Genomic DNA, 13223 nt, shown 5'->3' with positions numbered 1-13223 from the left:
GGGGCAGGCCGGACCCCCCTCTATAATCTCGCTTTACCACCTCCCGGGAAGCCCGACGTTCCCGATTTCGACATGACCAAATTCGTCTTCGTCACCGGCGGTGTGGTGTCCTCCCTGGGCAAGGGAATCGCCTCAGCCTCCCTTGCAGCGATTCTCGAATCGCGCGGCCTCAAGGTCACGTTGATCAAGCTCGATCCCTACATCAATGTGGATCCGGGCACGATGTCGCCCTTCCAGCACGGCGAAGTCTTCGTCACCGACGACGGCGCCGAGACCGACCTGGACCTGGGCCATTACGAGCGTTTCATCGAAACGCGCATGAAGCGCACCAACAACTTCACGACCGGCCGCATCTACCAGTCGGTGCTCGAGAAAGAACGCCGCGGCGACTACCTCGGCAAGACGGTGCAGGTGATTCCCCACGTCACCAACGAGATCCAGGAATACATCAAGCGCGGAGCCGGAGTCGGCACGGCCGACGCGGTCGACGTGGCCATCGTCGAGATCGGAGGCACCGTCGGCGACATCGAGTCGCTGCCTTTCCTCGAAGCGGTGCGCCAGATGAGCCTGCGCATGGGTCCGAACAACGCGGCCTTCGTGCACCTGACCTACGTGCCCTGGATCGCCGCCGCCGGCGAACTCAAGACCAAGCCCACGCAGCACACGGTGCAGAAACTGCGCGAGATCGGCATCCAGCCCGACGCCCTGCTCTGCCGCGCCGACCGCCGCATCCCCGATGACGAACGCGCCAAGATCTCGCTGTTCACCAACGTCGCCGAATGGGGAGTGATCTCCATGTGGGACGTGCCCACCATCTACCGCGTGCCGCGCATGCTGCACGAACAGGGTCTCGACGGCCTCATCTGCGACAAGCTGCGCCTGAACACGCCGCCGACCTCGCTGCGCCGCTGGGACGAACTCGTCTTCGAGACCGAGAACCCGCAACACGAAGTCTCCGTCGCCATGGTGGGCAAGTACGTCGACCTGTCCGACAGCTACAAGTCGCTCAACGAGGCGCTGCGCCACGCGGGCCTGAAGAGCCACGCCAAGGTGCGCATCGAGTACATCGACTCGGAAACCATCACGCCGGACAACGTCGACCGCCTCGGCCAGTACGACGCGGTGCTGGTGCCGGGCGGCTTCGGCCAGCGCGGTGTCGAGGGCAAGATCTGCGCGGCGCAGTACGCCCGCGAGCACAAGGTGCCCTACCTCGGCATCTGCCTGGGCATGCAGGTCGCGACCATTGAGTACGCCCGCCACGTGGCCGGCCTCAAGCATGCCAACAGCACCGAATTCGTGCTCGACACGCCCGAGCCGGTCATCGCCCTCATCACCGAGTGGAAGGACGAGGACGGCACCATCAAGACGCGCGACGCCAGCTCCGACCTCGGCGGCACCATGCGCCTGGGCGCCCAGAGCTCCGACGTCGCCAAGGGCACGCTCGCCCACGCGATCTACGGCGACGTGGTGACCGAGCGCCATCGCCACCGCTACGAAGCCAACGTGAACTACCTGGACACGCTGCGCAAGGCCGGGCTGGTGATCTCCGCGCTGACCCAGCGCGAACAGCTCACCGAAATCGTCGAGCTGCCGCGCGAAGTGCATCCCTGGTATATCGGCGTGCAGTTCCACCCCGAGTTCAAGTCAACGCCCTGGAACGGCCACCCGCTCTTCAACGCCTTCATCAAGGCCGCGCTGCAGCACCAGTCCGAATCACCCCGCAGCGCCACCCTGCCGGCCAATACGGAGACCACCGCATGAAGCTCTGCGGTTTCGAGGTCGGGCTCGACCAGCCTTTTTTCCTGATCGCCGGCCCCTGCGTGATCGAGTCCGAGCAACTGCAGCTCGACGTCGCCGGGCAGCTGAAGGAAATCACCGCCTCGCTGGGCATTCCGTTTGTCTTCAAGAGCAGTTTCGACAAGGCCAACCGGTCCTCGGGCAGCACCTACCGTGGCCCCGGGCGCGACAAGGGCCTGGAGATCCTGGCCAAGGTCAAGCGCGAACTCGGCCTGCCGGTGCTGACCGACGTGCACACCGAGGAAGACATCACCGAGGCCGCCAAGGTGGTCGACGTGCTGCAGACCCCGGCCTTCCTGTGCCGGCAGACGGATTTCATCCGCGCGGTTGCGCAGTCGGGCAAGCCGGTCAATATCAAGAAGGGCCAGTTCCTCGCGCCGCACGACATGAAGAACGTCATCGACAAGGCCCGCGCCGCCGCGCGCGAGGCGGGCCTGCCGCAAGACAGCTTCTTTGCCTGCGAGCGTGGCGCGAGCTTCGGCTACAACAATCTGGTGTCGGACATGCGCAGCCTGGCGATCATGCGGGAAACCGGCGCGCCGGTCGTCTTCGACGCCACCCATTCGGTGCAGCTGCCCGGCGGCCAGGGCACCAGCTCGGGCGGCCAGCGCGAGATGGTGCCGGTGCTCGCCCGCGCCGCCGTTGCCGTAGGCGTTGCCGGACTTTTCATGGAAACTCACCCCGACCCGGCCAAGGCGCTGTCGGACGGCCCCAACGCCGTTCCGCTCAAGCACATGAAAGCCCTGCTCGAAACCCTGGTCGCCCTCGACCGGGTGACCAAGAAGAACCCGTTCCTGGAAAACGACTTCGCCGCATGAACCTCGCACGCCCGCGACCAGCCGACCGCATCGACCGCCTCACGGAGACCGCCATCCGATGAGCGCCTATCTGATCGCCGACGTCGAGGTCACCAATCCGGCGCAGTACGACGAATACAAGAAATGGTCCACCGCCGCCATGCAGGCGCACGGCGCCGAGGTGTGCGTGCGCGGCGGCGATATCGTCCCGATGGAAGGCGACTGGGCGCCGCAGCGCGTGGTGCTGCTCAAATTCGCCAGCGTGCCGGCGGCCCGCGCCTTCTACGATTCCCCACAATACGGCAAGGCGCGCGAAGCGCGTGCCGGTGCAGCGGTCATGCGCATGGTCGTGGTCGAGGGCCTCTGACGCCTTCCCGCCCCGCACGCCCTGTTCATCACGGTTTTTTAGCATCCCAAAGAAAGAGCAACCATGAGTGCAATCGTAGACATCGTCGGGCGCGAAGTGCTCGACAGCCGAGGCAACCCCACCGTCGAATGCGACGTGCTGCTGGAATCCGGCGTCATGGGCCGTGCGGCCGTGCCTTCAGGCGCGTCCACCGGCAGCCGCGAAGCCATCGAGCTGCGCGACGGCGACAAGACCCGCTACCTGGGCAAGGGCGTGCTCAAGGCCGTCGAACACATCAACACCGAAATCTCCGAGGCCGTGCTGGGCCTGGATGCCTCCGAGCAGGCTTTTCTCGACAAGACATTGATCGACCTCGACGGCACGGACAACAAGAGCCGCCTGGGCGCCAATGCCATGCTGGCCGTGTCGATGGCCGTGGCACGCGCCGCGGCGGAAGAATCCGGCATGCCGCTGTACCGCTACTTCGGCGGCATGGGCGGCATCCAGCTGCCGGTGCCGATGATGAACGTGATCAACGGCGGTGCCCATGCGAACAACTCGCTGGACCTGCAGGAATTCATGATCATCCCGGTGGGTGCCCCGAGCTTCCGTGAAGCCGTCCGTTATGGCGCCGAGGTGTTCCATGCCCTCAAGAAGATCATCAACGACCGGGGCATGAGCACCGCCGTCGGCGACGAAGGCGGTTTTGCGCCCAGCGTCGAGAGCCACGAAGCCGCGATCCAGCTGATCCTGCAGGCCATCGAAAGCGCCGGCTACGTCGCCGGCGAACAGATCGTGCTGGGCCTGGACTGCGCCGCCAGCGAGTTCTACAAGGACGGCCACTACGTGCTGTCCGGCGAGAACCTGACGCTCACCGCCGCCCAGTGGACCGACATGCTGGCCTCCTGGTGCGACAAGTACCCCATCATCAGCATCGAGGACGGCATGGCCGAAGGCGACTGGGATGGCTGGAAGCTGCTGACCGACCGCCTGGGCAAGAAGGTGCAACTGGTGGGCGACGACCTGTTCGTCACCAACACCAAGATCCTGAAGGAAGGCATCGAGAAAAGCATCGCCAACTCGATCCTGATCAAGATCAACCAGATCGGCACCCTGACCGAGACCTTCGCCGCCATCGAGATGGCCAAGCGTGCCGGCTACACCGCCGTCATCAGTCACCGTTCGGGCGAGACCGAAGACAGCACCATCGCCGATATCGCCGTGGGCACCAACGCCGGCCAGATCAAGACCGGTTCGCTGTCGCGTTCGGACCGCATCGCCAAGTACAACCAGCTGCTGCGCATCGAAGAAGACCTGGGCGACATCGCCGTGTACCCGGGTCGCGACGCCTTCTACAACCTGAAGTAGATGTCGACCCCTCGGCTCCCCACTGCGTGTGGTTCGCCATCCCCCAAGGGGAAGGCGCGCTCCGCCTTGGGGCGGCCCGGCAGCGAGCCGTCGCCCCCTCGGCTCCCCACTGCGTGTGGTTCGCCATCCCCCAAGGGGAAGGCGCGCTCCGCCTTGGGGCGGCCCGGCGGCGAGCCGTCGACCCCTCGGCTCCCCACTGCGTGTGGTTCGCCATCCCCCGAGGGGAAGGCGCGCTTCGCCTTGGGGCCTGCAGCCGCGCAGGGCGCGCGCTCCTCCCGGGGAGCGGCGCGCGGCATGGACCGGACGTCGGCGGTCTAGGCGGTGCCCGTCATGGTCAATCGCATCGTCCCCGTCGTGCTGATCGCGGTGCTCGGGGCGTTGCACGCCCAGATGTGGCTCGGGCGCGGCAGCGTGCCCAAAGTCAAGGAACTGCGGGCGCAGATCGAGGAGCAGCAGGCGTCCAACCATCGCGCGCAGCAGGTCAACGAACGGCTTACCTCCGAAGTGGATGACCTGCGCGAAGGTCTTGACATGGTCGAGGAAAAAGCCCGCAACGAGTTGGGCATGGTGCGGCCCAACGAAATCTACGTGCAGATCACCAAATAGCCGGAAACACCGGCGGCTGGCGGGCGTTGTATACCGCTGCTCCATGAACGACCTTCTCTTCGCCACCGCCTTCACCGTTTGGGGAGTGCCCACGAGCTGGGCCGAAGCCGTGGCCGTGGTGCTGGCGCTGGCGATGGTCGGCATGAACATCCGTGAACTGCATTGGGGCTGGCCGCTGGCCATCCTCAGTTCCATCCTCTATTTCTTCATCTTTCAGCGCAGCCAGCTCTACGGCGATGCCGCGCTGCAGGTGTTCTTCATCTTCCTGGCCGGCTGGGGCTGGGCGAAATGGCTGCGCGGCCGGCGCGAGGACGGCTCCCCGCTGGTGGTGGGCATGCTGACGCGTCGTGGCCGGCTCACCGCCCTGCTCGCCTGGGCCACGCTCTGGCCGGCGCTCGGCCTGTTCCTGCTGCATTTCACCGATACCGACGTGCCCTGGTGGGACGCCTTCCCCACCGCCGGCAGCCTGGTCGGGCAGTACCTCCTGGCGCGCAAGTACACCGAGAACTGGCCCGCCTGGCTCACCGTCAACATCGCGGGCGCCTGTCTGTATGCCTACAAGGGCCTGTGGATCACCGCCCTGCTCTACGCCGTCTTCGCCATCCTCAGCGTGACCGGCTGGCGCGCCTGGCAGGCCCGGGCCGTCGCCGCGGCATGAGCGGCACGACGCCACCGGTGGCCGTCGCGCTGCTGGGGGCGGAAAGCACTGGCAAGACAGCCTTGGCGCAGGCCCTGGCACACGCACTGCGCGGTGCTGGCCAGCGGGTGGCGCTGGTGTCCGAAGCCCTGCGCGATTGGTGCGAATCGCAAGGCCGCCCACCTCGCGCGGGCGAACAACGTGGCATCGCCGAAGAGCAGGCGCGGCGGGTCGACGCGGTACAGGACGCCGACATCGTCATCGCCGACACCACGCCCCTGATGACCGCCGTCTACAGCGACCATCTTTTCCAAGACCGGTCGCTCTACCCCTTCGCCCTGCAGCACCAGCGCCGCTACGCCGCGACCCTGCTGACCGGTCTCGACCTGCCCTGGCTCGCCGACGGCGTGCGCGACGGTCCGCACACTCGCGGCGAAATCGACGGTCTGGTGCGCGCCGCGCTTGGTCATCCGGCGCTCGCCGGCCTCGATTGGCGGGTGGTGTACGGCCAGGGCGATCACCGCCTGGCTTCGGCGCTCGCCGCATTGGGTCCGATCGCCGCGAATGCCGCGCCGATGCTGGCACCGGCGATCACCGCCTCCTGGCGCTGCCTGAACTGCGATGACGCCGGCTGCGAGCACCGGCTTTTCACTCGCCTGAAGCAGCCCGGCGGATCGACCTATTGAACCGAGCCGCTGCCCGGCAGCAGTTCGATCGGGTCGGTGAAGATCGCGATCGTGTCGACCGGGTCGAAGCGGTATTGCTGGCCGCAGAACTCGCAGCCGACTTCGATTTCTCCGCGTTCCGCCACGATTTCGTTGGCCTCGCCCCGTCCCAGGCCACGAATCATGCCGGCCACCCGCTCCCGGCTGCAGGTACACGAAAACCGCGGCCCGCCGGCGCCGTCCTCTGGCGCGAAGACCATCAGCTTCTCTTCCCAGAACAGGCGGCGCAGGATGGTGTCCACGTCGAGCGACAAGAGCTCCTCGCGGGTGAGGCTCGCCGCCAGGGTCGCGATGCGGTTGTAGTCCTCGTTGCGGCCGATCTCGTCCTCGTTTTCCTTGCTGACCAGGCTGCCTGCCAGGTTGCCCTCGCCCTTGACCGGCATGCGCTGCACCAGTAATCCGCAGGCCACCTTGTCGTCGGCCGCCAGCACCAGCGTGGTGTCGAGCTGCTCGCTCTGCAACATGTAGTGCTGCAGCACGTCGGAGAGCTTTTCGATCGGTTCGCCCTGGTCGTCGAACAGCGGCACCACGCCCTGGTAGGGCTGCTGTCCGGGAAACTTGGTCTTGGGGTCGAGCGTGATGGCGCAGCGGCCCTGGTTCTTGAGATTGACCATGTCGGTTAGCCGCGCATCCGGCGCGACCTCGCCCATCACCGACGCGGTGGCGCGCACGCCCAGGTCGGCCTGCACTTCGGCCACCGCCAGCTTGATCGGGCCGTCGCCGAAGATCTGCAGGACCAGGGCGCCCTGGAACTTGATGCTCGAATGCATGAGCACGCCCGCGGCCATCATTTCGCCGAGCAGTTCGGCCACTGGCTGCGGATAGGCCCCGGCGGTGTTGGACGCACGGCGGCGCAGGGCCTCGGTCCAGGCGTCCGTCAGCCGGACGATGGCGCCGCGTACCGGCAGGCCGTCGAAGAGGAAGCGATGAAGTTCGGACACGCGTGTGAAGATGGAGTGGATTCGGAGATTCTCAAGATTCTGCGACGTCTTGGCGAGCCGGCCGCAGTACCTCGTCAGTCGATTCGGCGCAGCTTGGCGGCAAAACGCCCGGCGTTGGTCACGTAGCCCGGCGCACTGCGCGCCAGCCCGGCTTTCTGCTCGTCGGTGAGTTCACGCACCGATCGCGCTGGCGCGCCGACGATCATGGAGCCGTCGGCGAATTCCTTGCCTTCGGTGACCAGCGCGCCCGCGCCGACCAGGCACTGCTGGCCGATCTTCGCGTGGTTCAACACCACCGCGCCGATACCGATGAGCGAGCCCGCGCCGATGGTGCAGCCGTGCAGCGTGACCTGGTGGCCGATGGTGACGTTCTCCCCGATGGTCATCGGCAGTCCGGCGTCGGTATGCAGCACGCTGTTGTCCTGCACGTTGGAGCCCCGCCCCACCGTCAGCGTGGCGTTGTCACCGCGCAGCACCGCGCCGAACCAGACGCTCGCGCCGTCTTCGAGCACCACGTCTCCGATGATCTGGGCGGACTCGGCCACCCAGGCGGTGGGAGCGATGCGGGGCCGGACGCCGTCGAGTTCGTAGAGAGGCATGGCAAAGAGGGTCGGAAAAACTTCATTCTAGGGAGTTCCTAGAATGCGGCCACATGGAAATCCGTCAATGCGCGCTCGACGCACTGCTGCTCGCCGACCCGGCAGAAAAGGCCGCTGCCGCGAGCGTGCTGTACCGCGAATTCGAACGGATGACGCTGTCGCCGACCGCCCCGCCGGGCCCCGCCGACCCCCACAACCTGCCCGGGCGCCCGGCGCGCCCCGAACTGCTCTCGCACACCCAGGTGGCGCGGCGCTCGCCCGCCACGCCCGAGGGCCGCGCCGCCCTGCTGCACGCGGTGGCGCACATCGAGCTGAACGCGATCAACCTGGCGCTCGACGCCATCTGGCGTTTCGACGGCATGCCGCCCGACTACTACCGCGACTGGGCGCGCGTCGCGGCCGAGGAAGCCCACCATTTCTCCCTGCTGCGGGCGCACCTGCGATCGCAAGGCTGCGACTACGGCGACTTTCCGGCGCACCAGGGCCTGTGGACCATGTGCGAGCGCACCGCGCATGACGTCACCGCCCGCATGGCGCTGGTGCCGCGCACGCTGGAGGCGCGCGGGCTGGACGCCGCGCCGCCGATGCAGGCCAAGCTGCGCCACGTCGGCACGCCCGATGCGCTGGCCGCGGTCGCCATCCTCGACGTGATCCTGCGCGACGAGATCGGCCATGTGGCCATCGGCAACCGCTGGTACCGCTGGCTCTGCGACCGCGACGGCCTCGAGCCGGTCGCCCACTACCGCTTGCTGACCCGGCTGCACCAGGCGCCGGCGCCCAAGCCGCCGCTCAACATCGCCGCGCGGCGACTCGCCGGTTTCACCGAGGAAGAATTCTGAACCCCGCCATGGCCCGCCACGTGTCGAAAACACCGCAACTCGCGCCCGTTCTCGCCCGCTCGCGCACAGGCCGACAAGGTGGGATCCATGAAGACTTCTAGAATGGCTGTTGCCCACCGCATCCGAAAAGTCCCGCCATCCCGCAACCCATGACCACCACCACGCCAGAGACCCCGTCCGCCATCATCGCCCGACAGGCCATCGTGAACGCAGACCGTGCAGTCGTGGGGTACGAACTATTCGACCGCTCCCAGGGCAACGGCCTGCATACCGCGGCCAGCGACGTGACGCTGATCTTCAACGCGCTGTCGCACGCCGGTACCGAGGAACTCATCGGCCGGCTGCAACTGTTCATCAACTGCACGCCCAGCAGCCTTGCCGGCGGCCACCTCGACCTGGTGCAGCCCGAAAAATTCACCCTGGAGATTCCTCCGGCCGAAGACGACGACGTCTCGCTGATCGAAGGCCGCACGCCGGTGCTGGCCTCGCTGCGCGAACGCGGGTTCCAACTGGCGTTCGAACCGTCGGTGCTCAGCGACGCCTACCAGGCCTGGGCGAGCCTGGCCGACTACATCAAGTTCGACCTGGCCGCCGTGCCGGCCGACCAGCTCGAGCGCCTGGTGCGCCGGGCGCAAAGCCTGCCGGGCGTGGACATCGTGGCCGAGAAGGTGGAGACCGAGGCGCAGTTCGAATCGTGTCGCGACCTGGGCTTCGGGCTGTTCCAGGGCTACTGGTTCGCGCGGCCGGCCGTGGTCGCCACACGTCTGATCGCGCCGTCGCAGCTCGCCGCCGTCGAACTCGTCAACCTGGTGCGCCGGCAGGCCAGCACCGACGAGATCGAGCAAGTGCTCAAGAAAGACGCCGGACTCGCCTTCAACCTGATGCGGCTGATCAACTCCGCCGGCTTCGGCATGCAGCGCGAGGTGACCTCCTTCCGCCACGCGGTGATGATCCTCGGCCTCAAGAAGCTCTTCCGCTGGGCCGCGCTGCTGCTGCTCGCCTCCAAGAACGGCACGCCGCCGGCCATGGGAAGCCTGGCCGTGGTGCGCGGCCGCCTCATGGAACTGCTGGTGGCCGATCGCCTGGGACCGGAAGTGCGCGAGCACGCCTTTGTCGCCGGCATCTTCTCCATGCTCGACGTGATGCTCGGGCTGTCGATGGAGCAGGCCACCAAGCTGCTGACCCTGCCCGACGAGGTGGTCGACGCGCTGATGACCCGCAGCGGCCCGCTGGGCACCTACCTGCAGCTCACCGAAGCCTGCGAATCGGGCGATGAAGACGTGTTCCGCACGGCCAGCGAGAGCCTCGGCCTGACCAGTCAGGAAGTCAACTGGGCGCATCTGCAGGCGCTGGCCTGGTCCGACGGCATTCCGACGCAATAACGTCGACCCGGGCGGGCTCGCCCGGGTTTCCCGTTTACCATTTTGTTTTTGCCTGGGCTTCGTTCCATGCCTTCCACCGAACTGCCCGTCCCCACAGCGCCCACCTCCGAAGCCGGCCTGATCGGCCGCGAGGCCATCGTCGACCGCGACCGCGCCGTGATGGGCTACGAGCTGTTCGACCGCACGCCCGGCCCCCAAGCCGCGTCCGGCATCGCACTGCTGCTCAACCTGCTGTCCGCGCCCGACGCCGAAGGCCTGCTCGGGCGGCACACCATCTTCATCCGCTGCGAGCACGAAAGCCTGTCCAACGGCGACGTGGAACTCGTGCCGCCCGAGCGGGTGGTGCTGATGATTCCGTCGCTGCAGGACGAATCGCCCGCCGCGGTCACCGCGATGCGCGCCTTGCTCGCCGCGCAGAAGGAGCGGGGATTCCGCCTCGCCTTCGACCAGGGCGTGCTGCGCAAGGCTTTTCTCGACTGGTTGCCACTGGCCTCCTACGTGCGGCTCGACCTCGCCCATTTCGCGCCGCAGATCGGCCAGTCGCTGGTGCGGCTGGTGCTTTCCAACACCAAGGCGCAGGTCATCGCGCAGAACGTGCACACGGCCGAGCAGCAGGCGCAGTTCGCCGGCTACGGCATCTCCCTGTTCCAGGGCCACTGGTTCGCCCGCCCCACCGCGCTCGAAGCCAAGGGCGTGCGGCCGTCGCAGGCCATCGTGCTGCAGCTGATCAACCTGGTGCGCAAGCAGGCCGACCCGATCGAGATCGAGGAACTGCTCAAGCGCGACCCCACGCTGTCGTTCAACCTGCTGCGCTTCATCAACTCGGCCGGTTTCGGCCTGAGCACCGAGGTCACCTCGTTCCGCCATGCGGTCATGATCCTGGGGCTGAACAAGCTCTTCCGCTGGGCGGCGATGCTCATGACCACGCCGCAGGACGGCAGCGCGCCCGCCCTGGGCACCACCGCCGTCGTGCGCGGTCGGCTGATGGAACTGCTGGCCGCCGAGATCATGCCGCCGGAGGAATGCGACAACGCCTTCGTGGTCGGCGTCTTCTCGCTGCTCGACGCCATGCTCGGCATGCCGATCGCCAAGGCGCTGGAGAGCCTGTCGCTACCGCAATCGGTCACCGACGCGCTGCTGCACCGGCGCGGCCCGCTCGCGCCACTGCTCACGCTGACCGAAGCCTGCGAAAGCGAGGACGACAAGGTCTTCGCCGAAACCGCCATCGCCCTCAAGCTGTCGAACCACCAGGTGAACTGGGCGCACCTCAACGCCCTTGCCTGGGCAGACGACATGGCCGCCTGAGTCGGCTCCGTTTCGCGGGTCGGGGCTCACGGATAGAGGATTGGGCTGTGTCTCCTGCTTTTGCTCTGCCACTGCGTGGGCTGTGTCTCCTGCGGAGGGCTGAGGCCGGGATTTCGCCCCGGCGGGCGAGTCACTTTCTTTGCTTCGCCAAAGAAAGTAACCAAAGAAAGGCGACCCCGGTGGGCGAGGTCCTTCGGACACGCTGCGGTACTCGGTTTTGCGGGGTCTGGCGGAACTCGCTTCGCTCAGACAGCCGCCAGCCCTTATCCGCAAAACCTCCGTTCCTCGCTCTCGACCACAGGGGACCCCAAACACCACACGGGCCATCGCCGCGCTCGACGGGGGATAGGGCGACATGGCCACGGGCCAGCGCGTTGGGTCACGGCGGGCGCATCCGTCAGTGCGGCAAACAGCGCGCAGACCAAAGAATGCCCGCCACGCGCATGCCAATCGGACCAGCGCGGCTCGGTCGCTGTGCTCAGTGCGGTCAACTGTCCTTACCCTCTCAGCCTTGACCCTGCGAAGCAGGGGCCATGGCTCTGGATCGACCCTTGTCCAAACTGTTGCCGCTAGAGCGTTCGAAGGCACATTCCCGAGGCCGAGCGAAGCAATGGCTCGACCGAGCCTCGAGCTCGTCTTAGCGTTTCTTTGGTGACTTTCTTTCCGCGGAAAGAAAGTTACCGCGGGTCTGGGGGCGCGCAAGCCCCCAGCTCCACCCTACGACCAGTAGAAGAAAAGAAGCAAATAAAAGCCGGCCAGGCAGGACGCGCCCACCCCCGAAAAGTGCCGCACGACGAGAACGAGGCGAACAAGAAGCGAGAGCCTCTATCTCATTCAGCCTTGATCCCAGCCGCCCGAATGATCCGCCCATTGCTGGCCGACTCCGAAGCGATCTCACGCCCAAACTCTTCGGGCGTCATCGTCGTAGCAACGTTATCCGCCGCCAGCAGTTGATTGCGAAATTCGGGATTAGCCAGGATGCGGTTGATCTCGGCGTTCAGGCGCTGGACCACAGCCGCCGGCGTGCGCCCCGGCGCGAAGATCCCGAAGACCGACGACAGATTGGCCGAGCCATACCCCAATTCGCCGAGCGTCGGCACATCGGGCAAGCTTCCCAGCCGGGACGGCGCACCGACTGCCAGCGGCACCAGCTTGCCCTGCTTCGCCTGTGCCGCGATGGCCGGCGCCGCGTTGGTCGACAGCACCTCGAACTGCCCACCCAGGGCATCGTTGAGCTGCTGGCCGCCGCCCTTGTAGGGAATATGGGTGATGGTCACGTTGGCCGCGGCGGTGAGCTGCGCCAGCATCAGATGACCCAGCGACGCGTTGCCCGAGGTCGCCCAGCGCACTTCACCGGGATGGCTCCTGGCAAATCCGATGAGGCTGCGAAAGTCGCGCGCGGCCAGGGCCGAGGTGCCCAGCACCACCACGGGCGAATACATCACGCTGGCCACCGGGGCGATGTCCTTCAAGGGGTCGAAGGGCGTGGGGCCCAGGTGTGGGTTGAGCACCAGCGGGCTGATCGCCGAAAAACCGATCGTGTAGCCGTCCGGCGCCGCCTTGGCCACGGCATCCATGCCGATGCCGCCGCTGGCGCCTGCCTTGTTCTCGACCACCACGGGCACGCCCAGCGGCCCGGCGAGACGATCGGCCAGCGAACGGGCGACGTTGTCGCTGACACCACCGGCCGGATAGGCGACGACGATGCGGATCGCACGGTTGGGATAGCCCTGGGGAGCCTGGGCCGATGCGGCGAACGCGGCACCCAGCAAAAACACGGAGGAAAGCAGCTTCTTCATGGAACGGAACTGAAAACTGGGGTCGGGCGTGGAGCCTGGGCCGGCCGCAAGACGTGGCCCCGGCCCAGGCGCCCGATCGGGG

General features: G+C 66.9%; 13 protein-coding genes. 10 read left to right on the top strand and 3 right to left on the bottom strand.

Annotated elements, in window-relative coordinates; genetic code table 11:
• Window positions 1-72: 72 nt before the first annotated feature.
• The 7 genes from R9X41_RS05955 to R9X41_RS05925 all read left to right on the top strand — a co-directional run bounded on the left by R9X41_RS05955 (window position 73) and on the right by R9X41_RS05925 (window position 6237).
• The gene (locus R9X41_RS05955) at window positions 73-1761 is read left to right on the top strand and encodes a CTP synthase (RefSeq protein ID WP_318633959.1); all 1689 of its coding nucleotides are present in this window, start codon (window positions 73-75) and stop codon (window positions 1759-1761) included.
• A complete protein-coding gene (gene kdsA / locus R9X41_RS05950) occupies window positions 1758-2615 on the top strand; it encodes a 3-deoxy-8-phosphooctulonate synthase (protein WP_318633958.1) in 858 nt (285 codons plus the stop codon). Before R9X41_RS05955 ends, kdsA begins: the two co-directional genes overlap by 4 nt.
• A 58-nt stretch (window positions 2616-2673) precedes the next feature.
• Window positions 2674-2961 (top strand): DUF1330 domain-containing protein, encoded by a 288-nt coding sequence (locus tag R9X41_RS05945; protein WP_318633957.1) that lies wholly within the window; start codon window positions 2674-2676, stop codon window positions 2959-2961.
• 63 nt (window positions 2962-3024) lie between these two features.
• Window positions 3025-4308: a phosphopyruvate hydratase gene (eno, locus tag R9X41_RS05940; RefSeq protein ID WP_318633956.1), complete on the top strand. Its 1284-nt coding sequence runs from the start codon at window positions 3025-3027 to the stop codon at window positions 4306-4308.
• A 330-nt stretch (window positions 4309-4638) separates the two neighbouring features.
• Window positions 4639-4914, top strand: a complete 276-nt coding sequence (locus tag R9X41_RS05935; protein WP_318633955.1) for a septum formation initiator family protein — start codon at window positions 4639-4641, stop codon at window positions 4912-4914.
• Between the two features lie 43 nt (window positions 4915-4957).
• A complete protein-coding gene (pnuC, locus tag R9X41_RS05930; protein WP_318633954.1) occupies window positions 4958-5572 on the top strand; it encodes a nicotinamide riboside transporter PnuC in 615 nt (204 codons plus the stop codon).
• Window positions 5569-6237, top strand: a complete 669-nt coding sequence (locus R9X41_RS05925; protein ID WP_318633953.1) for an AAA family ATPase — start codon at window positions 5569-5571, stop codon at window positions 6235-6237. The genes pnuC and R9X41_RS05925 overlap by 4 nt, the downstream gene beginning before the upstream one ends.
• Here the strand turns inward: R9X41_RS05925 and R9X41_RS05920 are convergent.
• The gene (locus R9X41_RS05920) at window positions 6231-7217 is read right to left on the bottom strand and encodes an Hsp33 family molecular chaperone HslO (protein WP_318633952.1); all 987 of its coding nucleotides are present in this window, start codon (window positions 7215-7217) and stop codon (window positions 6231-6233) included. The genes R9X41_RS05925 and R9X41_RS05920 overlap by 7 nt on opposite strands.
• A 74-nt stretch (window positions 7218-7291) precedes the next feature.
• Complete coding sequence (locus tag R9X41_RS05915) at window positions 7292-7816, bottom strand: gamma carbonic anhydrase family protein (protein ID WP_318633951.1); 525 nt, start codon at window positions 7814-7816, stop codon at window positions 7292-7294.
• Window positions 7817-7869: 53 nt separating this feature from the next.
• Here R9X41_RS05915 and R9X41_RS05910 point away from each other — a divergent pair, with 53 nt between their 5' ends.
• From R9X41_RS05910 to R9X41_RS05900, 3 genes are all read left to right on the top strand, one after another.
• Complete coding sequence (locus R9X41_RS05910) at window positions 7870-8655, top strand: ferritin-like domain-containing protein (RefSeq protein ID WP_318633950.1); 786 nt, start codon at window positions 7870-7872, stop codon at window positions 8653-8655.
• A gap of 149 nt (window positions 8656-8804) precedes the next feature.
• Window positions 8805-10037, top strand: a complete 1233-nt coding sequence (locus tag R9X41_RS05905; protein ID WP_318633949.1) for an EAL and HDOD domain-containing protein — start codon at window positions 8805-8807, stop codon at window positions 10035-10037.
• Window positions 10038-10103: 66 nt separating this feature from the next.
• Window positions 10104-11342 carry an EAL and HDOD domain-containing protein gene (locus R9X41_RS05900; RefSeq protein WP_318633948.1) on the top strand — a complete coding sequence of 413 codons (1239 nt, stop codon included), beginning with the start codon at window positions 10104-10106 and terminating at the stop codon, window positions 11340-11342.
• A gap of 830 nt (window positions 11343-12172) precedes the next feature.
• Here the strand turns inward: R9X41_RS05900 and R9X41_RS05895 are convergent.
• Complete coding sequence (locus R9X41_RS05895; protein WP_318633947.1) at window positions 12173-13141, bottom strand: Bug family tripartite tricarboxylate transporter substrate binding protein; 969 nt, start codon at window positions 13139-13141, stop codon at window positions 12173-12175.
• Between the last annotated feature and the right edge of the window lie 82 nt (window positions 13142-13223).

The sequence above is a fragment of the Xylophilus sp. GOD-11R genome, assembly GCF_033546935.1.
GTDB lineage: Bacteria > Pseudomonadota > Gammaproteobacteria > Burkholderiales > Burkholderiaceae_C > Xylophilus.
The sequence above is the reverse complement of the archived record's forward strand: the minus strand, read 5'-3'. Positions and strand labels throughout refer to the sequence as shown.